Source organism: Sphingobacterium griseoflavum (assembly GCF_014653155.1).
GTDB classification, from domain to species: Bacteria; Bacteroidota; Bacteroidia; order Sphingobacteriales; family Sphingobacteriaceae; genus Sphingobacterium; species Sphingobacterium griseoflavum.
Genome location: NZ_BNAF01000002.1, coordinates 324,995 through 345,501, shown reverse-complemented (window position 1 = coordinate 345,501; position 20,507 = coordinate 324,995). Strand labels below are relative to the sequence as shown.

Below are 20,507 nucleotides of genomic sequence, written 5' to 3'. Positions count from 1 at the left end.
GTTTAAAAATCCTACCTTTGGTTAAAAATTAGTATATGAAACTAGAAGGCGCACAAGAACCATTCGATATTGAAATTGGTGAAGTTGTTTACGCAGTCTTTCCCGAAGAGGATGGTACCTACCTCATCTTCAAAGACGGTCAGGAATACGTGAAGATTATGAAGGATACGGAGACAACTTGGCTCAAATTGAATCCGGAAACAGAGCTCCCTATGTTTGGGATGGATGAAGAGGTCAATCTTCTCGGAGAGGAAATAAATGCTTTTCTAGGGGGCACCCATCAAGGAGATGTTAACTAAATCAGCGTGAGCTGGCTAGCTACCGTATAGCGAGTTAAAATCAGTTAAACTTAACCCGCTGTCGGATTCCTTTTTTATATTTATGCTATGCCGCGTAACCAAATAAATATAGTGCTGACAACAATTTGCTTGTCAATCGCCTATAGCGTTTCGCAACGGCCGCCTATCTTACGCACAGAACCTCTGTTACGTGATACCGTGAATAACGACAGCATAACCCGTGATACCTTGTCGATTGAGGAAGTTGTAGTTAATAAAAAGAGCGATGCTTTGGCCAATTTTGAAGCCAAAAAGGCCTACCATAAAGAAATATACTATTTGGGGGATGATAGCAACATGATTATGTTCGGCCTCGGAATAGGGGTCAATATCCAAAAAGTATACAATCATTTTAGTCGTAGAGGAAAAGGTTCTCGACGATTGCAACGTCAATTTGAACGTGAATATGAGGATGATCTCGTTAACGAAATTTGGAATCCTTTGATTGCTGAATATACGACATTGCAGGGGGATTCGCTTGCAAAATTTAATCTTTACAGTAAACCTACACTAGATTTTCTATCGCAATGTTCCTACTACGAGCGTGTGGCTTATGTCCTAGAGCGATTGAAAAACTATCGGGATTCTGCTGCTATCATACACGAGCGATTTGACCTTTCCTATCCGCCGCAGACAGCGCCGCTTTCTTCTTTAAAAGACTAATAATATACCGTTTTTGATTACATCGGGACGTACACGACATATTTCGTGTCAAAAAAATCCTCATTAAAGTAGCTGGATAGGGGATGCAGTTCGGCCTTTAATTTCGCCTCTTTTATCTCTTCTTTTAAATCGCCGCCTTTTAAATACAAAATGCCATTAGGAATGCCGTTTTTATCTTTCTTTTCAAACTTATTCCGTATCCATGGTGCAAAATCAGCCAGCCGGGTCACCGCTCGTGATACGACGAAGTCGTATTTGTAGTCCAGTTGTTCTGCTCGGATATGGTCTGCCTCGATATTCTTCAAATCCAAGGCGGCAGCAACTTCCCGTACAACCTTTATTTTTTTACCAATAGAATCGACCAGGTGAAACTGGACATCAGAGAACAGGATGGCCAGTGGAACGCCAGGGAACCCCCCGCCGGTACCTACGTCCAAGATGCGGGTGCCAGGCGTGAATTCGCTGACAAATTTTGCGATCCCCAAAGAGTGTAGCACATGGTGTAAATAGAGGCTTTCGATGTCTTTCCGCGAAACCACGTTGATCTGATTATTCCAAAAAGGATAAACTTCTGCGAGTTGTGCAAACTGTGCTTTCTGTTTTTCGGAAAGTTTAGGGAAATAGCGATAGATGATGTCGACAGTTGGGTTCATAGTTAATCGTTTGTCTTGACGTTCGTTTGCTTCATGTTTTCTGTTGATCCGTAGTTGAGCTTATTTCCACGAACCTTGTTTCCTGTTGCGGTTGAAAGCGCCGTTTATACAGATGTAAAAATAATAGAAAAAGTCAAGGAATGGCAACCACCATAGCAATCCCTGAACATCCAGCTTTTTGTAAATATTGCTGAAAACCAGGAGTTGGCTTAATAAACGGATTAGATAGACCGCTAATGGAGCCAGCCATAGGGAGGGGCAAAAAGCGATACACAGCGGCAGCGAGAGGTAAAACAATATGGCTGATACCAGTTGCGTGGCAAGCATACGTTTGTGCTTGGCTTTATACAATACCGAAGCGCCGGAATGTCTTGCCTTTTGTTTGTAGTAACTTTTCCAAGTTGTTTTAGGTACGGAAGCGACGTGTGCATCTGGATGGATAGCGATCTGTACGTTGCTGGAAGTTGCGTTATGGTTGACAAAAAGATCGTCATCGCCCGACTTGATATGCATATGTCTGTTGAACCCCTTGCCCTTGAAAAAAAGCGTTTTGCTGTACGCGAGATTACGACCGACCCCCATGTATGCGTTTCCAACGAGTGCATAGGCTAAATAACTCATCGCAGTATGAGCGGTTTCGAAACGGATGAGCTTATTTAAAAAACCAGCTTCTTTAAAATAAGGGGAATAGCCGAGTATGATTTCCTTTCCCGCGCTAAATGCCCCGCCGATCTCTGCCAGCCATTTTTCGCTATATGGCTGGCAATCTGCGTCCGTGAAGACCAGGTGCTCGTGCTTTGCTGCCTTGATCCCCATGGTAACAGCAAATTTTTTCGTGTTTTTTAATCGGATATGCTCTTTGATCTCCACAACTTTCAGTTTGCCGGGGTAGCTTTGTGCAAAATCCTTCAAGATCCATGGCGTGTCATCATCGGAACAGTCGTCCACAACCACGACCTCGAAATCTGTGTAATCTTGCGTCAATACCGTCGGCAAAAATGCTTTAAGGTTTTCCTGTTCATTGTGCGCACAGATAACAACGCTCAATCCGGGCTTTTCGACGCTCCCTTGGTAGGACTCGACTTTATATGTCGCCAATTTACCATACACCGCATAGATATAATATAGCTGGATAAAAAGTAGGATAAGTAGGATCCCCAGCGGAATATACGGTAAGAATGGTAGGAGTTGTTCGAGTTGTAGCATAACAGAAAAGCAAAGATAAGGTCTTCTTGTAAGATACAACGGAGAATTCGTTAAGTTTTATTAAGATTTTGTTTGGCACTCGTTTCCTGCCATTTTTTATCCTATTTTTGCAGGGATTTTATCACAGGGTAAAGGGGAAAAGAGGATATGAGATTTACGCTTCAGGCACAAGATAAAGATTCCAGAGCACGTGCTGGGGTGCTAGAAACCGCGCACGGAACTATTCAGACACCTATTTTTATGCCGGTCGGTACAGCCGGTACGGTGAAAGCTGTACATCAGCATGAACTGGTACAGGATATACAGGCGCAGATTATCTTGGGAAACACCTATCACCTGTATCTACGTCCAGGCTTGGACGTGTTGCATAAAGCAGGGGGCTTGCACAAATTTAACAACTGGCATGGCCCGATCCTGACTGACTCAGGCGGTTATCAAGTGTATTCGCTGACAGAGGTGCGTAAGATTCGTGAGGAAGGTGTAACGTTCCGATCGCATATTGACGGATCAAAGCATCTCTTTACACCAGAAAATGTGATGGATACACAGCGCGTGATTGGAGCCGATATTATTATGGCTTTCGACGAATGTACGCCCTATCCCTGCGAGTACAGTTATGCCCGCAAGTCGCTTGATATGACCCATCGCTGGCTAAAACGTTGTGTCGATCGTTTTGATAGTACAGCACCCCTATATGGTTATGAGCAAACATTGTTTCCTATTGTACAAGGCTCCGTATATAAAGATCTGCGTGAAAAATCCGCCGAAGTGATCGCTTCCTTCAATCGGGATGGTAATGCGATAGGTGGATTGTCTGTGGGCGAGCCTGCGGAGGAAATGTACGCGATGACCGAGGTGGTGACAAATATTTTGCCGAAGGATAAACCGCGTTATCTTATGGGGGTTGGTACACCAATCAATCTGCTGGAGAATATAGCGCTTGGTATTGATATGTTTGATTGTGTCATGCCTACCCGAAATGCCCGTAATGGTATGCTGTTTACGCAAAACGGCATTATCAATATTAAAAACGAGAAATGGAAAGACGATTTTTCACCCATTGAAGCAGCAAGCGATCTTCTCGTGGATCAGGTGCACACGAAGGCTTATCTTCGACACTTAATCCGCTCGCAAGAAATTTTGGGAGCACAGATAGCCTCGCTACATAATCTTCATTTTTACCTTTGGTTGGTCAAGCAGGCGCGTGAAAAAATTATAGATGGCACATTTTACGATTGGAAGGCAAAAATGGTTAATGTGCTGGGGCAAAGGCTGTAAGGTTCCATGTGCATACATACAGCGTATGCGGTATGTATGCGAGGTTTGGCTTTTTAGCAGGTGTCCCTTTGGTAACGAAGTATGCGCCCGTGCAGTATCCAAGGTTTTGATTTTTTAATTTTGACTTTTTAAGTTTAAAAATGAACATTATAGATCGCTATATTATTAAGAAATACCTAAGCACCTTCGTGTTTACGGTGGGTATCTTTATTGTGGTGATCGTGGTGTTTGATGTGTCTGAAAAGCTAGATGATTTCCTGAAGAATAAGGCACCCATGTCGAAGGTTTTTTTGGAATACTATGCATTGGGAAGTATTCCATTTTTTCTGAACATGCTAACACCGCTTATAAATTTTATTGCCGTGATCTTTTTCACGTCTAAGATGGCGGACCAAACAGAGGTTGTTCCTATATTAAGCGGCGGGATGAGCTTCAATCGTTTCCTCCGTCCCTATATGATTTCCGCAGGTCTAATCTTTAGTTTCACCTTGGTTTCTAATATTTGGATTATCCCCTATACCAATAAAATAAAGGTGAATTTCGAGAATGTTTACGTCAAACCGCAAAAGGTTAGTGGGTCAACGATGTCTACCCACATGCAAATCGACTCGAACACCTACGTTTATATCGATAATTTTGATACCCGGCGTAACATCGGCTATAAATTCTCTTTGGAAAAGTTTAACGGCGACCAGCTGACAGAGAAGTTAATAGCAGAACGTATTACTTGGGACTCGGTTGCCACAAAATGGAAAATAGAAGATTATACTGTGCGTACCATCAATGGTCTGCAGGAGAAAATGGATAAAGGTACCAGTAGGGATACGACGTTGGATATGCTTCCGCGCGATTTTGAGGTTTACGACAATGTATTTACCGCAATGGACACCGATGAGTTAAACGACCGGATCAGCAAGGAGGAGACGCGCGGTACGGGTATGATGACCGACCTATTACTGGAGAAATATAAGCGGTATATCGGTCCATTTTCTGCGTTTATTTTAACGCTTATGGGAGTTTCGCTTTCCTCCAAGAAAGTTCGAGGTGGTATTGGTTTGAGCCTAGGTATTGGTATTGCCTTGAGCTTTACTTTCTTGGTACTCGTTCAGTTTTCCACCATGTTCTCCTTAAAAGGTGGTTTGCCTCCCTTGATCGCTATTCTGATTCCCAATGTGATATTTCTTACCTTGGCATTTTGGTTGAAATACAAGGCCCCCAAATAACATGAGACAATTTCCTATTAATAAAAACGTCCTTATCTTACATTTTACAGTTTTGATATGGGGATTTACTGGTGTTTTGGGTGAACTCATCTCTATATCCGCCCTGCATTTGGTATGGTATCGCGTGTTGATTGCAGCCTTATCTTTATTTGTGTATTTCATTATGATGGGCAAATCTGTTTATGTATGCAAGGAACGTCTCGTCCAGTTTTTAATGGTAGGCGGCCTGGTGGGATTACATTGGGTGCTATTCTTTCATGCCATAAAGATCGCCAACGTATCCGTCACATTGGTTACGCTTTCTTCCGTAACACTCTTCACATCCATTTTAGAGCCTATCATCAATCGTAAGAAGATAGCCTTGTCGGATGTAGGTGTCGGATTGGTCATCGTATTCGGTATCTATCTCATTTTTAAGTTTGAATTTCAATATGTTTGGGGCATTTTATGTGGTCTTTCCTGTGCAGTTTGTGCTAGCATATTTTCCATCTTGAATGCCCGCATGGTTAAACATACGAGTCCGACGATCATCACCTTTTACGAAATGCTAGGTGCAGGTTTTTGGGTCTCGGTGATCATGCTGTTGGCGGGCGACTTTAATGTGCGCATGTGGCCGCAGGGTTCTGATTGGGCATATCTGCTTCTGCTAGGTGTGTTATGCACCGCGGTAGCTTACGTCTTGGGTGTGGCGGTGATGAAGGAGCTAACTGCCTTTACCGTCGCCTTAACCACCAATATGGAACCTGTATACGGTATTATCTTGGCGGTCTTGATTTTTGGACATAAAGAAACGATGAGCGTCGGATTTTACGTAGGTGCCGTCATCGTATTGGGCGCCGTGTTTATCTATCCTTACATCAAGACCTATATCGAGAAGAAGGAACGTCGGTTAATCAATCGAAAATTGCATTGAAAGCAGGATTAAGGAGAAAAGATTGTCAACTATAGGGCGACAGGATGTGTTGCCATCCCCGCATCCGTATCCTGCGGTACAAATAATCGCCTAGCAATGATTTTCAGCTTGTTTTTATCGAGCGAAAGCTACCCATCAAAAACAAAAAAACCGGACCTAGTCCGGTTTCTCACTTTTTACTAAAGTATATGAAATTAAGCGTATGAGACAGCTTTATCTTTGCGCTCCAGTTCCGAATATCCCATGAGGAACTCGTCTACTTTGCGCGCACATTCGCGACCTTCGGAGATCGCCCATACTACGAGGGATTGTCCGCGACGCATATCGCCTGCCACAAATACCTTATCGGCAGATGCCTTGTAGTCTGTTTCCGTCGCATCCACATTGCCACGACCGTTCAACTTTACGCCGAGCTGCTGCAGTAGACCCTCGTGTTGGGGGTGTAAAAAGCCCATAGCTAACGTGACTAGCTCGCAAGGCAGTTCGCGCTCGGATCCTTCTACCTCTTTGAATTTGGTTGGTCTACCGAGTGCATCTGTTTCCCATTCCAAATCTACTACAAGGGCGGCGCGTACATGACCATGATCATCGCCTAAAAAGGCTTTTGTGCTGACGCTCCAGTGACGTTGGCATCCCTCCTCGTGAGAAGTCGTTGTCTTTAGCAGCATAGGATAGGTAGGCCAAGGCATGGCGACCGTACGATCTTTAGGCGGTTGTGGCATCAACTCGAATTGCGTAACACTTTTTGCGCCGTGACGGTTCGATGTGCCTACACAATCAGAGCCGGTATCTCCACCACCAATCACTAATACGTTCTTGCCCGCTGCATGTATTTCCTCTACCTCAATAGGCGAGTTGCCCACTCGTTTGTTTTGTTGTTTCAAGAACTCCATGGCGTAATGTACGCCTTTAAGTTCCCTGCCTGGAATGGGAAGATTGCGTGGTACCGTTGATCCTCCGGCCAGCACGATTGCATCATATGCTTGTAGTTCACTGACTGGCACATTCACACCCACTTCGGCATTGGTGCGAAATACGACACCTGACTGCTCCATAACGGCTATGCGACGATCGATGATCGATTTGTCCAGTTTGAAATCTGGGATGCCATAGCGTAACAGCCCGCCGACCTTATCATCACGTTCGTATAGGACGACATCGTGACCCGCCTTATTCAATTGTGCTGCGGCAGCCAAGCCGGCCGGCCCTCCACCAATCACGGCAATGCTCTTACCCGTTTTGATGAAATTTTTATTCGGTTTCACGAAGTTGTTTTTGAAGGCAATCTCAATGATATGCTTTTCGATTTCTTCAATCGCTACGGGCGATTTGTTGATGCCAAGCACACAAGCGGCTTCGCATGGTGCAGGGCATATTCTTCCGGTAAACTCCGGGAAATTGTTGGTTGATACCAAAATGTTGTAGGCCTCTTCCCAACGGGCGTCGTAAACGGCGTCGTTGAATTCCGGGATCACGTTGCCGAGCGGACAGCCTGAATGACAGAATGGTATGCCGCAGTTCATACATCGCGCGGCCTGGTTGTTTAATTGATCATCGGAATAGCTATGTACAAATTCCTGGTAATTTTGCTTTCTGCTTTCTACAGTATCTTTCTGCGGAAGCGCTCTTTCATATTCTAAAAATCCTGTTGGTTTTCCCATGTCTGTTTCCTCCGCTAAATTAAGCTTCCACTAATTTTTTACGTAACACATTCTTGTATTCCCTTGGGAATACCTTGATAAATTTACCTTTTTCATTTGCCCAATCTTGCAAGATGAAGCTGGCACGCTCGCTACTTGTCAGGTTAATATGCCGTTTCAGTAATGCAATAATGGCATTTTCATCTTCGGTATCCAGTGGGTCAAGATCGACCATCTCTTGGTTGCAGTTGTCGCGGAAGGTGCCCGAGATGTCATATATCCATGCGATACCTCCACTCATGCCGGCGGCGAAGTTCCTGCCCGTTGGGCCTAAGATCAACGCACGTCCGCCCGTCATGTATTCGCAACCATGGTCGCCTATACCTTCTACGACGGCTGTCGCGCCCGAGTTGCGGACAGCAAAGCGTTCTCCGGCCATACCATTGATAAAGAGGTGCCCTGAGGTAGCGCCATACAGGGCCACGTTGCCAATGATGATGTTGTCATGTGCCGTCAATGGGCTGTCAGCTGTCGGGTAAATGGCTAACTGCGCCCCAGATAGGCCCTTGCCAACATAGTCGTTTGCCTCGCCTTCCAGCTCAAAAGAAAGACCTTTTGCGCCAAAGGCACCAAAAGACTGCCCTGCAGAGCCTTCAAACTTGAAGTTAATGGTGTTATCAGGTAAACCATCTGCCCCATAAATTTTAGAGATTTCGTTGGATAGCATGGTGCCTATCGTGCGATCCGTGTTTTTCACCTTAAATGTGCCGAAGGCAGGGGTCTTTGTATCTAGCGCTGATTTGGCTTGCTTTAACAAACCCCAATCTAAGATCATGCTCATGCCGTGATCCTGCTCTTGCGTATTGTATAGGCTTTCCGACGGTTCGTTACGAGCCACGTAAAGCACTTTGGAGAAGTCGATTTTTGAAGCTTTCCAATGGTCGATATTTTCTCGTTTCTTAAGGAACTGTGCACGTCCCACCATTTCGTTGATGCTGCGGAAGCCAAGCTCTGCCATAATTTCGCGGATCTCTTCGGCCAAAAAGCGGAATAGGTTCACGATATCTTCCGGCTTTCCGGAGAATAGTTTCTGCAATTCCGGATCTTGCGTGGCTACGCCGACAGGGCAAGTGTTCAAATGGCATTTGCGCATCATGATACATCCACCTGCCACCAGCGCCGCGGTCGCCACACCCCACTCCTCGGCACCTAGTAAGGTTGCGATAACAATGTCGCGCCCTGTTTTCATTTGGCCATCAGCTTGCAATACGACACGGCTACGCAATCTGTTTTGTACGAGGGTTTGATGAGCTTCAGCTAAGCCGAGTTCCCAAGGTAAGCCTGCATGTTTGATCGAGCTTATCGGCGATGCTCCTGTACCGCCATCATAACCAGCGATCAGAATAACGTCGGCGTGCGCTTTCGCGACACCCGCTGCAATCGTACCTACACCGGCTTTCGATACCAGCTTAACGTTGATACGGGCCGCGCGGTTGGCATTTTTCAAGTCGAAGATGAGCTGAGCCAAATCTTCGATGGAGTAGATGTCGTGGTGCGGTGGTGGCGATATTAGGCCCACGCCCGGTGTTGCATGGCGCAAGCGCGCGATAAAGTCATTCACCTTGTGGCCCGGAAGCTGCCCACCTTCACCAGGTTTAGCACCTTGCGCCATTTTAATCTGGATCTCGTCGGCTTCGGTAAGGTAGTGTGACGTTACACCAAAACGCGCCGATGCAACTTGTTTGATAGCCGAGCGCATCGAATCACCGTTGGCCAAGCGCTCGAAACGCGCCGGATCTTCTCCTCCTTCGCCGGTATTGCTCTTCGCTCCGATACGGTTCATTGCGATCGCTAATGTACTATGTGCTTCTGTAGAGATAGATCCCATGGACATGGCGCCTGTCGCGAAACGCTTCATGATGTTTTCGATAGGTTCTACCTCATCGATGGATACCGGAGTTCTATGTTTTGCAAAATCCAATAAACCACGCAGCGTAAACATACGCTCCTTCTGGTTGTTGATAATAGATGCGTATTGTTTGTAGGAGTTGTAGTCTGTCGTACGGCAGGCCTTTTGTAAAAGGTGTACGGTTTCAGGACTCCAAAGGTGTCCCTCGCCACGTCGTTTCCACTGGTACAGACCACCTTCTGGTAATAATTTTTTCTCCACGCGGGATTCTCCGAACGCTCGCCAGTGTTTGGAAAGCGCTTCTTTCGCAATATCGTCTAACTTTAACCCGCCAATGCGGGATACAGAACCGCAGAAGTAATCGTCTACGACAGATTTGTCAATACCCAACACTTCGAAGATCTGCGCTCCATGGTAAGACTGCAAAGTTGAAATCCCCATTTTAGAAAATATCTTCAGTAGACCCGCACAAATCGCCTTCACATAGTTTTTCTTCAGGTCTTCCCAAACCAAATCTGTTTCGATCTGTCCAAGCTCCTTCATCGTCCGGATGGAAGCCAAGGCCATATATGGATTGATGGCGGTAGCACCGAATGCCAATAGGCAGGCGAAGTGGTGCACTTCCCATACGTCCCCAGCTTCGACCACAAGACCTACCGCTCCGCGGTTACCTGTTTTTATCAGGTGGTGATGTACGGCGGATACCGCAAGAATGGATGGAATCGCCGCATGTTGCGAGTCGATTGCACGATCCGAAAGGATAATTACCTCAAATCCATCGCGTACGGCATCATCGGCGTAGCGACAAAGTCTTTCTAAACCGGCTTCAAGAGATCCTGATTTTCCGTCTGCTTGGAAATAAAGCTGCAAAGTTTTCGCTTGAAAAATACCGGTATCTATCGATCGTAATTTTTCCAATTCACTTGATGTCAAAATTGGATGCTCCAACGTGACGCAATGACAGAATTTTTTGTCTTCAATTAAAATGTTTCCGGCATTTCCAATAAAGGTCGCCAAACTCATGACCAAGCGCTCACGGATTGGATCGATCGGAGGATTAGTGACCTGCGCAAAAAATTGCTTGAAATAGCTTGATAGATGTTGCGGTTGGTCAGATAAGATAGCCAACGGCACATCGGTACCCATCGAGCCGATCGGTTCGTAACCCGTGAGGGCCATAGGTGTTAAGATCGTTTCCAGGTCTTCGCGTGAATAACCGAAAGCTTGTTGGTATTTAAATACCGATTCTTTTTTCAGGTAGGTATAGCTTACGCGCGGCTCTTCTAGCTCGTCCATGCGGATCTTGTAGTTGTCTAACCATTCGCTGTACGGTTGCTGACGGATCAATTCCCCTTTCACCTCTTCGTCGGAACGAATTTGGCCTTTCTCCATATCGACCACAAAAATTTTACCCGGTTGTTGGCGTCCTTTTTTGATGATCAAACTTTCTGGGATAGGTAATGCCCCTGCTTCCGATGCCACGATAACGCGGTCGTCTGAAGTAATAGCAAAGCGTAATGGGCGCAGACCGTTACGATCCAGTGTAGCGCCTATGGTTTTGCCGTCCGTGAAGCAAAGCGCGGCAGGGCCGTCCCAAGGTTCCATTAAGGTCGCATGGTACTCATAGAAAGCTTTTTTCAAGGGATCCATTTGGGTGTTGCCATCCCAGGCTTCAGGTACGAGCATCAACATCACATGCGGAAGGCTTCTTCCGCTATGCAATAGCAGTTCCACGACATTGTCTAAACATGCAGAATCGGATTGTCCGCGATCTACCACGGGCAAAAGGATCTGCATTTCTTCTTCGGTAAAGTATGGTGAAGAAAGTGCGCGTGCACCGGCATAGAACCAATTTAGGTTTCCGGTCAGCGTATTGATTTCGCCGTTATGCGCAATATTGCGGAATGGCTGCGCCAACGACCAAGATGGAAACGTGTTTGTGGAGAAACGGGAGTGCACCAGGCCGAACGCTGAAACAACACGTGAATCTTTCAGGTCGTCGTAATATGTGCCTACTTGGTAGGTCGTTAACTGACCTTTGTATATGATCGTTTTACAAGAAAGCGATGCGATGTATAAGGGTAATGGATATTCTTGGTGTTGCTTGACGAGCTGGATGATCAGACGTCTTAGGACGAAAAGCTTACGTTCAAAGTCCTCGGTGGTGGAGACGCCATCAGGACGGGAAACAAAAAACTGTACAATTTCTGGCTCAGCACTTAAAGCAGTGGGGCCTATACCCTCACGGCTAACAGGAACATCACGAAAGCCTAGGAACTTCATGCCCCGGCTTGCCGTCGCTTCCATAATGGCTTCACGACAGATCGTATTGAGGTCTGCTTCTTTTGGTAAGAATACCATCCCCGTACCGTAATATCCAGGCTCTTCCAATTGAATACCTAAGTTGATGCACTCTTCCCATAGGAACTCATGTGGCAACTGGATCATGATACCAGCACCATCTCCACTCTCCGGATCACAGCCACAAGCACCTCTATGCTCCATGTTTTCCAACATGGTTAATGCATCTCTCACTTGCTGGTGCGACTTTTGACCTTTGATGTGCGCTACAAAACCTACCCCACAGGCATCGTGCTCAAAGTCGGGGTTATACAACCCTTGTTCTGGTAATCTTTCGTTTATCATCTTCTCCTCAAAATATTAGGTTGCTAATATACGAATAAAAAACTTATTTTCTTAATGATTTTATAAAAAATACAGATCGTTATTAGTTTATTTATAAATAACAGGCATTTTTTTGTTGATATTGTATTCCTGTTTGAAATCGTTCTAGGCTGGGAAACTTCGTTCTGTCATGATGGTTAATGGGCGAATAATCGTTGATGTGCTGGTTGAACGAGAAAACTATCGATGTATTTGTTGAATGGACATCGGTGCAGGCAGCGATTTTTCGCAGGACGTTGTCGTCGCAAAATGCGATCGTAAAAGTAAAGCAAGGACAGGAGGTATTGATCGAAGTGTAAAGCTATCCATACAAAGGGTATGGTCTAATCTTACGCAGTCGATTAAGGTGTAAATGCGAATAATGACAAAGATTGCCTACCTGGTGTAAGCCGTTTTATTTGGACAATGTTCGTGATTTCTCGTGGCGTGAAGATGTCATTTCCTCGAACATCAGGTTGGTTTCGTCACGTGAAGATGCAAACCATTCACATGAAGATGCAAACCATTCACATGAAGATGCGGACCATTCACATGAAGATGCGGACCATTCACATGAAGATGCTGTCCATTCACGTGAAGATGCTGTCCATTCACGTGAAGATGCGAACCATTCACGTGAAGATGCGGACCATTCACATGAAGATGCGGACCATTCACATGAAGATGTGAAGCAATCACATGGAGATGTGAAGCAATTATATGAAGAAGCGAATTATTCACATGAAGATGTGAACCATTTACATGAAGGTGCGACACAGTAACATGCTGTTATAACGTTTTTACATGACGAAATAAGGGGATTGTGCCTTTATGCTACTTGGAACCTCGAGTTTGAAAAGCTGTACGGTCGAAACCATGCAGGATACCGCCAATACGGCCAGCAGTAGTACAGTTGGCGAAGGAGCATGCTCCTCGAATCTCCTGTAAAGGGGCTACATTTATAAATAATATATATATCCAGCCATACAATGGTGCCGAGTATGGCTGGAAGATATTAATCTATAGAAGAAACCTCAAAAGCCCTATCCTCCAAGTGTTTCGGAAGTGCCATAAAATCAATGCCTTTGGACCACCAATCTGGGGCTTCTTTACCTTTTAGGTAATGGTCAAAGTACTCCATCATGCGCACGGCATAATCCTTTTGGTTCACTTCTTTGGCGAGGCCGTGGTTTTCGCCGTTGTAGGTCAACAAGACTACTGGTTTGTTGAGACGGCGCAGACCATTGAAATACTCAATTCCTTGTGTGTAGTCTACCGCGCCATCCTTATCGTTGTGCATAATGATCAACGGCGTTTGTACGTTTTTGATATGGAAAATAGGCGAGTTACGGGCATAGGCATCCCAATTGTCCCAATAACCGGTGGTGAGTCGGCCTTGACTGGACTCGAAGATGCTCTGATTAGACGATCCCGAATTCCAATAAATTAAGGAATACATGGAAATCATATTGGTTAATGGTGCACCGGCTACCGCCGCTTTAAAGATGTTAGTTTGCGTGATCAAAAAGGAGGTTTGATATCCGCCCCAGGAATGCCCGTGGATCGCTACATTCTTTTCATCGACTATACCTGTTGCCACTGCGGCCTTTACAGCCGGCACCACACAAGCCACTGCAGACATGCCGGGGTCGTTTAACTTGTACTTGATGTCGGGCATCAGCACGGCGTAACCATTGCTGGTGTACATAGCGCGGTTAAAGCCGCCACCGGGATAGGCTGGGAGCGAATAGCTATTCTTGCCGTTCGTCAGGCGCTCGTAGATGTACGTGATGGTCGGGTAGGTTTGTCCCTCGACATAGTTGGCCGGTAAATATAGAACCGCCTGTAAAGTGTCGCCATGATCGCTGATATAAGAAATCAGTTTGCTACCCGCAGAAAGGAGCTGTTTGGCACTGTCTGCAACGAGCTTGACCGGCGATGTTAACATCTTGTCGGTAGACATATAAAGCTCCGGTGATACAGTAGGTGTTTGACGGCTATAAAAGAAAGCGGAGGCATGTTTCACCTTGTTTACCGGACCAATGTAGGCGTCCTCTAGGGTGAGTACCTGCATTTTGTCGCTTTTCGCTGGCAGCAAAGCAATGCCTGTTTGCTTATTGTTATCATCCATTACGCCAAAATATTGGTCTTTCGAGAGGTCGATATCTTCATCGTCGGGATAAATGTTGTTGTACGATGTGGCAAACAGTTTTTTACTTTTCCAATTATCGGTTAATTGTTGATGTGATTTCCCATCTAAAGATACCTTCCAGAGATCGTAGTTGTCTTTCAATAGCACAAAGCGGCCATCGTGCGTCCAACCAAAAGTTCCCGTCGCTGGTTTGGAAACATTATGGTCGTCGGTAACGCTGATAAACGATGTTGGGATGTTTTTGGTAATATTGGTTTTTGCTAACGTCTTTACATCCAATACATAATAATCCCCTTCATTGTAGTACAGGATATGCGATGAGGTGGGCGAGAAGCTGGTGCTGAAGCTGGCGTTGAGATACAGCTTTTCGATAGCGAGCCTACGTTCACTGGTCGCGATATCGACAATGTAAACATCCGCGAAGCGTTGTCCATCCAAATTGGAGGTAAATTCATAAGGCGAGAAATCCAGTCCGTAACCTATCTTTTGGTTTGGAGCGAGGCTGATGGAGCGGAGGTTGCTGTCGGCAAGCGATACGAATTTGTCTGAGGCAATTTCCCAAGCGCTCATGATGTTAAATTTTTTGTCACGCTCCAATTGCGTGCGTTGCGAAGACTGTAATCGCTTATCCTGCCAGTTCCAGATCGTCATATCAGGCTTTTCCAGTTCCTTTTTATTGGTAGCCGGCTTTTGCGGAGATTTGGTTGCTAAGGCGGCCGCTGTAGAATCGGTGCTGCGTTGTGTGCTGTCGACCAATCCGGCGGACTTCACGTTTTGCGCAAGGCTATCCACCTTCGCGTCCTGCGTTTTTTCCGGTTGTACGTTTGTTTTTTCGATTTTTGCAATACCAAAGAAAATACGGCTCAGATCTTTGCTCCAATAAGGAACGCTATTCTCGCTGATACCATATCCGGCGGTAATCTGCTGTTCCTTTAAACCGGTGTAGCTGTGGGTCTCGGGATTTTTCGCGAGAACATTTCTCACGCCGATTAAACTGTATACAGGGGTTTTGTAATCTTTGTTTTTCTTGGACTTCAATAGCGAAAATGCGGTGCCCTCTTTATTCCAGTTGATCTTGCTGAATGTAGCCTCATCGTTTTGAATCACGGTGGTCAGTCCGGTGTTGAGGTTCAGCAGGAAAATGCCATTGCCATTTTGGCCGTCAGCATCCACGCTGTAGGCTAACAGCGTTCCGTTTTTATTGAAAGCATAGTCGTGTACGCTTCCGATGTTGAACTTCTTTTTGTTGTTCAGGTTATACAGCAGCAAATTAGCGCCTTTTCCGGCCGTTTCATTCTTTTGAGCGGGCGTGGGCGAGTCGAAGCGTAAGGCAAGCCAATTGCCGTCTTCGTTAGAAAAATCAAATTTCTGCACATTTTCGAAAACAACCGACGCGGTATCTTTTAGCGATACCAAGCGTAGTTTCTTTAGATTGGGCTTTTTTGCTTTTTCGTTGCTCTTGATGGTTTTGTAGTCAGGCGACTGGTAGAAAGCGACAAAATTACTATGCTCGGAGAACGTGATACCACTATTTTGTCCGCCAATCGGATAGTGGTACTGCTGGCTGCTGTTTGCCGTGGTTTTTAGGTTTAGCGTCAGGTCGCCTTGCGTCGGGCCAGCGATGTAGCCGATCCATTTTCCATCGGGGCTGGGTACAGCCATTCCTGTACGGTTATAGGTCCAGCTCGGAATGTCTTGCCAGGTCAATGGTGTGTTCTTTTCTTGCGCGTGTGTTAGCCCCAGGACGAGCTGGCTAATACATAGCAGGATAAATTTATATGTCATACATGTGGTAAGTTAATCAATAAGCTAATGTATCGTTTTTTATTGGAATTTCCGGCTGGCTTGCACGCATAAAAGGCATAATGGCTCGGTCTTTCTCGTGCCGCGTTGTGGAACTTAAAATACTCTAGGGTAATAGGCAAAGGATACCATAAAATAGCGCTTTAGGTTGTTGGTTGTTTGCGTGGCTACGCCGATGCTATTTTGATAGTTGGTGATGCTCAGGTTATTGTTAAATAGATCGAAAATGGAAAATTTGACTTCTCCTAGTTTATTTTTTAAGGCTTTGTAGGTGATGTCTACATTGCAGATATAAGCGTGGGCATCCACATTGTTATTGTATCTTCTCGTCATACTGCTTGTTAAATTCCATCTGCTCTTTAACCTTATGGAATAACCGAGATAATAATTGATGTTTTGGGATAGATAGCGCTCCTCGTCTCGCTCCAGTCTATATCCATCGTATAAGACCTCAAAATTCAGGTCAGAAGCAGGATTGACCTGATAAAAGATCCGCGCTGCGGCGTTCAGAAATGTGTTGTCACTGCGTTGTTTTGCGCTGTTTATATACCGCTCGATCTGCGACTGTCTCAGGTTTACCTCCCCACTTGTCTTTATCGCTCGCTCGAACAAGTTAAATGTATTGTTTACTTTTAGCGATAGGCCAATGGCGTATGAATCATCGAGGTTTATGGCCTTGAACAAAGTAGCTTCCTCCTCGATATAGGTGCTGTCCGATAGGGTATTGCCTATTTTTTCATAATCTATCGCCGCCGTAATGGCATTCCCATATTTCTTTATATTGGTGTAGTTGTATGTTGCCTTATATTTTCTGCTCAATTCGGGTTTGAGCCCTAGATTGGGCAAGGCTCGATAAAATAGGTTTGTCGTGTCTATCAGTGGGGCCATCACTAAAAAGCTGGGTTCTCGCGTTTCGGAGAGCATTTCGATCGTAAATTTTCTGCTGTATGATTTGGGGATTTCTTTGTTCCATTCTACACTAGCAGAAGGGATGAAGTTAGCGTAATCCAGATCGAAGTTATGATAAAAATAACTGGACGAATTTTTGGAATCGACGATGATCGCGCGAAGCGTGGTCAGAAACTGCCAACTGTTGGAGTAGCGGTTCGTTTGCGACCGTAAAAATGTTTTGCTGAATGTGATTCCCGGCTTAAATTCTGCCCTATGCCTTGTCGTGGCGTAGGAAAGGGGCGTGTTATAAAGCGTATAGCCCGCATCGGGCGTCGTCTGGTTTCTGTCGAAAACATCTTGTGATAGATTTCCACGATCGATTGTCCAATCTCCCGATAAATTCATGTTAACGACTGCTGGATTCAGTATATACGCCCCTACGCCATTTAATGAGGTAGTGATGCGGTGTGTGTTTTTGGTGTTTTCACTATTCTGCAAGCGGTCAAAGCTTATGTCGTCCGTCCGACCGTTGGCGAGCTGCGCTGTGGTGTTCGACTCGCTTTTACTTTCGCTATTGGCATCGGTGTAATCCAGCATATATTGCAGGTTAAAAAGAACACGCCGGCGAAGTTTGGTTTTAAAATCAGCTTGGTAAGCCATTTGCCCGATAATGGATTGGATACGGTCCGACTGGTCTATGTCCGAGGTTCCGATATAGCTGTTGCCGGAAAAAATATTGTTATTATTGCTTGTTATTGCATTGGTACTGTTTTCGGTTGCAAATTTTATATTGGCATTTATCGATTTTTTATTCCCGATGCGTTTGTCAAATCGCTGCTCTACCTGGTGTTTGTTATTTCTTCTGTCGGTATGGCTCAGGTTGTTCGTTTGGTTATTTATGCCGTAAAGCGCATAGGTGCTGACGATATCGTTGTTGATGTTGTTTGTCAGGTAATTGAGGGTATAGTTGTAGCCTTTGTTTACATTTACTTCGGCGGCGTGCGTCCGCGATCCGAACACGCCCTGAACGTCGATATTGGAGCTGGAGGAAAGTGACGAAGCCGCATTGTACGACAAGTCGGACAGGAGGTTTTCCATTCGGAGGTTGATGCGATTGATATTATTGACGTTGCTTACTGCGGCTACCCGCCAAATAGGCGTATATCGAGCCAGCATCGCCTCGGCATTATACCGTTTATCAGATCCACCGCCTAGCGCTCCTTTTCCAAACATCCCTGTCTTCTTATCCGCTTTGAGTTCAATATCCAAAACCGTGGATTTCCCGCCAGCAGGTGTTTTCGGATTTATATCGTAGACTTTGACTCGGTCAACCACGTAGTTCGGTAGGTTTTGTATAGCAAATTGTTGGTCGCCGAAAAAAAAAGGTTTTCCGTCAACATACACCTTGTTGATCTCTTTGCCGTTCAGTGTGATCTTTTTGTCCGACCAAATAATTAACCCCGGTAGTTTCCGTAGCAGGTCTTCGACAACCGTGCTGGAGTCCATCTTAAAGGCATCTACGCTGAATATCACCGTGTCGCCCGAGAATGAAACGGGTTCTTTGAATCGCGTGATCTCCACTTCTTCTATCTCGTGTGTCTTTTGTTCTAGCTGTGTAGTCAGGCTACTTAAGGTGTCCCGATTAAAGGAGGATATATGCTCAACTTTTGTTTGGTAATTGAGGTGCTTAAAGACCAAATAGACACGATCATGCTGTTTTAAGTTAATTGCAAACTGGCCTTTTAAATCGGAGTACGTAAAATCGATGACGGTGGAATCGCTTGCCGCATAGGCGGATACCGTTACATCTGCAATAGGCTGATTGGATGATGCATTTACGACCAATCCTGCCAGCCTTCCTTTTTTTTCTTGCGCCATGCCCAGCAAGCTAAAGCAGGTTAGGTAGAGCAACGATAAGAATAGGCTGGGGTCTAGGATTTTGCAACGCATCCTGTTCATCGGGTTAAAACTTGGGTTTTAGCTTGATTCGTACCAGTACATAGTTATCCGTATAGCGCTCGTTTTTAAGAATCTTCTCTAGTGAGGCCGGGAATTTGTCCGTAATGTTGTTGGCCTTATTGTTCCGGTAGGCCTCGATCAGTGTGGCCGGCGCTACCAAGGTGTAAATGTTCGTGCCGTCGGAGGCCACAATATTCGTGTTGTTAAAAAAGTAGTCCTTCTCAAAGAAAGGTAGAAAATCGTTGGTCTGATCCGGCTGTAGAAATTCCAGGTTAACCAGTGTGCCGGTTATTGTATTGTAGATGACATCCGTAACGCCGTGACCATAGAAGTCATGATGGTCCAGCTTAAATACCAAGTTATTAGGTGTGTGGTAATGATTCTGGAAGGAAGCAATCTTGGCCGGGTTGTCTTTGAAAAATTCATACTTTTTTCCTATATATAGTTTGTTGTCGAGAAAGTCATCGGGAACGGATAGGTTTTTGGGCAGCACAAAGCGATAGACCGAGTCTATACCAGCTTCGCCTAGAAAATGTAGCTTGTAGTCGTAGGAGGTGGAAAGTATCGGAAGTTTTTCGGAAAACAGGATATGATAGTCATATTCGTCCAATAGTTCCGAGGTGTCTCTTTTGTAGTGCATCCATCTATCGGATATTTCCATTCCGTTGTAGTAAAGTAAGTCGTAGGGAGTGTTCTTATCAATACGGTAGCGGTGCATTTTATAGGAGATATAGCTATCGCCAATTTTTCCATATGTTTTATATGGCAGGATCTGATCGTCACGTAGCAGTGCTCCGTTATAGTTGTACACCAGTGTTTTGGTCTTGTAATCTAGATCGGAAATATAAATCTCCTGTTTTACTCTGTCTAGAAAAAGCTTTTTTGTGTTCAGCCAATCTTTCGGGATATCAACCCGCCTGATTAGTTTTCCTGTTGTGTCGAATATGAGCAAATGATTGTCGTAGTCAAAAAAATGGTACACCAGGATCCTGTCTTTATCGACCAAAACAGCGGAGTTTATGCTAAACTCGCTTTTTTTGGAAGATTCCAAGGGAATGTACTCGATTTCTTCCACTACCTCCTGCATGGTTTTGTGCTGAGCATGTGCGGGGGATATGCGGAACTCCCGGGTAAGCACGCTGTCTGTATGGTTGTTTTCCTTATTTTGCGCCATACCCAACAAGCTAAAACTGGTACAGCAGAGCAGGGGTAGTA

14 protein-coding genes are annotated in these 20,507 nt (G+C 45.3%); 7 read left to right on the top strand and 7 right to left on the bottom strand.

Annotated features, from left to right (window positions below; genetic code table 11):
* Window positions 1-35: 35 nt before the first annotated feature.
* Both IE165_RS03575 and IE165_RS03570 read left to right on the top strand, forming a co-directional pair.
* A complete protein-coding gene (locus IE165_RS03575) occupies window positions 36-299 on the top strand; it encodes a hypothetical protein (protein ID WP_189625232.1) in 264 nt (87 codons plus the stop codon).
* A 111-nt stretch (window positions 300-410) separates the two neighbouring features.
* The gene (locus tag IE165_RS03570; RefSeq protein ID WP_189625231.1) at window positions 411-1,001 is read left to right on the top strand and encodes a hypothetical protein; all 591 of its coding nucleotides are present in this window, start codon (window positions 411-413) and stop codon (window positions 999-1,001) included.
* Window positions 1,002-1,018: 17 nt separating this feature from the next.
* On the opposite strand, the gene rsmG is transcribed toward IE165_RS03570, so the two are convergent.
* Both rsmG and IE165_RS03560 read right to left on the bottom strand, forming a co-directional pair.
* Entirely contained in the window at window positions 1,019-1,654 is a 636-nt protein-coding gene (gene rsmG, locus IE165_RS03565; protein ID WP_189625230.1) for a 16S rRNA (guanine(527)-N(7))-methyltransferase RsmG, read from the bottom strand.
* Window positions 1,655-1,714: 60 nt separating this feature from the next.
* Window positions 1,715-2,860: a glycosyltransferase gene (locus tag IE165_RS03560; protein WP_189625229.1), complete on the bottom strand. Its 1,146-nt coding sequence runs from the start codon at window positions 2,858-2,860 to the stop codon at window positions 1,715-1,717.
* A gap of 147 nt (window positions 2,861-3,007) precedes the next feature.
* On the opposite strand from IE165_RS03560, the gene tgt reads away from it, so the two are divergent.
* From tgt to IE165_RS03545, 3 genes are all read left to right on the top strand, one after another.
* Window positions 3,008-4,138, top strand: coding sequence for a tRNA guanosine(34) transglycosylase Tgt (gene tgt / locus IE165_RS03555; RefSeq protein WP_189625228.1), 1,131 nt, complete (start codon window positions 3,008-3,010; stop codon window positions 4,136-4,138).
* Between the two features lie 140 nt (window positions 4,139-4,278).
* Entirely contained in the window at window positions 4,279-5,361 is a 1,083-nt protein-coding gene (locus IE165_RS03550) for an LptF/LptG family permease (RefSeq protein WP_189625227.1), read from the top strand.
* A 1-nt stretch (window position 5,362) separates the two neighbouring features.
* Window positions 5,363-6,274: a DMT family transporter gene (locus IE165_RS03545; protein ID WP_189625226.1), complete on the top strand. Its 912-nt coding sequence runs from the start codon at window positions 5,363-5,365 to the stop codon at window positions 6,272-6,274.
* 194 nt (window positions 6,275-6,468) lie between these two features.
* On the opposite strand, the gene IE165_RS03540 is transcribed toward IE165_RS03545, so the two are convergent.
* Together IE165_RS03540 and gltB are read right to left on the bottom strand one after the other, a co-directional pair.
* Window positions 6,469-7,935 carry a glutamate synthase subunit beta gene (locus tag IE165_RS03540; RefSeq protein WP_189625225.1) on the bottom strand — a complete coding sequence of 489 codons (1,467 nt, stop codon included), beginning with the start codon at window positions 7,933-7,935 and terminating at the stop codon, window positions 6,469-6,471.
* A 19-nt stretch (window positions 7,936-7,954) separates the two neighbouring features.
* On the bottom strand, window positions 7,955-12,469 hold the full coding sequence (gene gltB, locus IE165_RS03535) for a glutamate synthase large subunit (RefSeq protein WP_189625224.1): 4,515 nt from the start codon (window positions 12,467-12,469) through the stop codon (window positions 7,955-7,957).
* 206 nt (window positions 12,470-12,675) lie between these two features.
* On the opposite strand from gltB, the gene IE165_RS18560 reads away from it, so the two are divergent.
* Complete coding sequence (locus tag IE165_RS18560) at window positions 12,676-12,807, top strand: hypothetical protein (RefSeq protein WP_262891168.1); 132 nt, start codon at window positions 12,676-12,678, stop codon at window positions 12,805-12,807.
* Between the two features lie 72 nt (window positions 12,808-12,879).
* The gene (locus tag IE165_RS03530; RefSeq protein WP_189625223.1) at window positions 12,880-13,269 is read left to right on the top strand and encodes a hypothetical protein; all 390 of its coding nucleotides are present in this window, start codon (window positions 12,880-12,882) and stop codon (window positions 13,267-13,269) included.
* A gap of 233 nt (window positions 13,270-13,502) precedes the next feature.
* Here IE165_RS03530 and IE165_RS03525 read toward each other — a convergent pair whose 3' ends face one another.
* The 3 genes from IE165_RS03525 to IE165_RS03515 all read right to left on the bottom strand — a co-directional run bounded on the left by IE165_RS03525 (window position 13,503) and on the right by IE165_RS03515 (window position 20,466).
* A complete protein-coding gene (locus tag IE165_RS03525; RefSeq protein WP_189625222.1) occupies window positions 13,503-16,424 on the bottom strand; it encodes an alpha/beta hydrolase family protein in 2,922 nt (973 codons plus the stop codon).
* 114 nt (window positions 16,425-16,538) lie between these two features.
* Entirely contained in the window at window positions 16,539-19,283 is a 2,745-nt protein-coding gene (locus tag IE165_RS03520) for a carboxypeptidase-like regulatory domain-containing protein (RefSeq protein WP_189625221.1), read from the bottom strand.
* Window positions 19,284-19,296: 13 nt separating this feature from the next.
* Window positions 19,297-20,466, bottom strand: coding sequence for a 6-bladed beta-propeller (locus IE165_RS03515; RefSeq protein ID WP_189625220.1), 1,170 nt, complete (start codon window positions 20,464-20,466; stop codon window positions 19,297-19,299).
* Window positions 20,467-20,507 lie beyond the last annotated feature (41 nt).

Coding starts and splice junctions, on each gene's coding strand:
- IE165_RS03575 (WP_189625232.1), top strand. CDS start 36: ATGAAACTAGAAGGCGCACAAGAACCATTCGATATTGAAATTGGTGAA.
- rsmG (WP_189625230.1), bottom strand. CDS start 1,654: ATGAACCCAACTGTCGACATCATCTATCGCTATTTCCCTAAACTTTCC.
- IE165_RS03560 (WP_189625229.1), bottom strand. CDS start 2,860: ATGCTACAACTCGAACAACTCCTACCATTCTTACCGTATATTCCGCTG.
- tgt (WP_189625228.1), top strand. CDS start 3,008: ATGAGATTTACGCTTCAGGCACAAGATAAAGATTCCAGAGCACGTGCT.
- IE165_RS03550 (WP_189625227.1), top strand. CDS start 4,279: ATGAACATTATAGATCGCTATATTATTAAGAAATACCTAAGCACCTTC.
- IE165_RS03545 (WP_189625226.1), top strand. CDS start 5,363: ATGAGACAATTTCCTATTAATAAAAACGTCCTTATCTTACATTTTACA.
- IE165_RS03540 (WP_189625225.1), bottom strand. CDS start 7,935: ATGGGAAAACCAACAGGATTTTTAGAATATGAAAGAGCGCTTCCGCAG.
- gltB (WP_189625224.1), bottom strand. CDS start 12,469: ATGATAAACGAAAGATTACCAGAACAAGGGTTGTATAACCCCGACTTT.
- IE165_RS03525 (WP_189625222.1), bottom strand. CDS start 16,424: ATGACATATAAATTTATCCTGCTATGTATTAGCCAGCTCGTCCTGGGG.
- IE165_RS03520 (WP_189625221.1), bottom strand. CDS start 19,283: ATGCGTTGCAAAATCCTAGACCCCAGCCTATTCTTATCGTTGCTCTAC.
- IE165_RS03515 (WP_189625220.1), bottom strand. CDS start 20,466: ATGGCGCAAAATAAGGAAAACAACCATACAGACAGCGTGCTTACCCGG.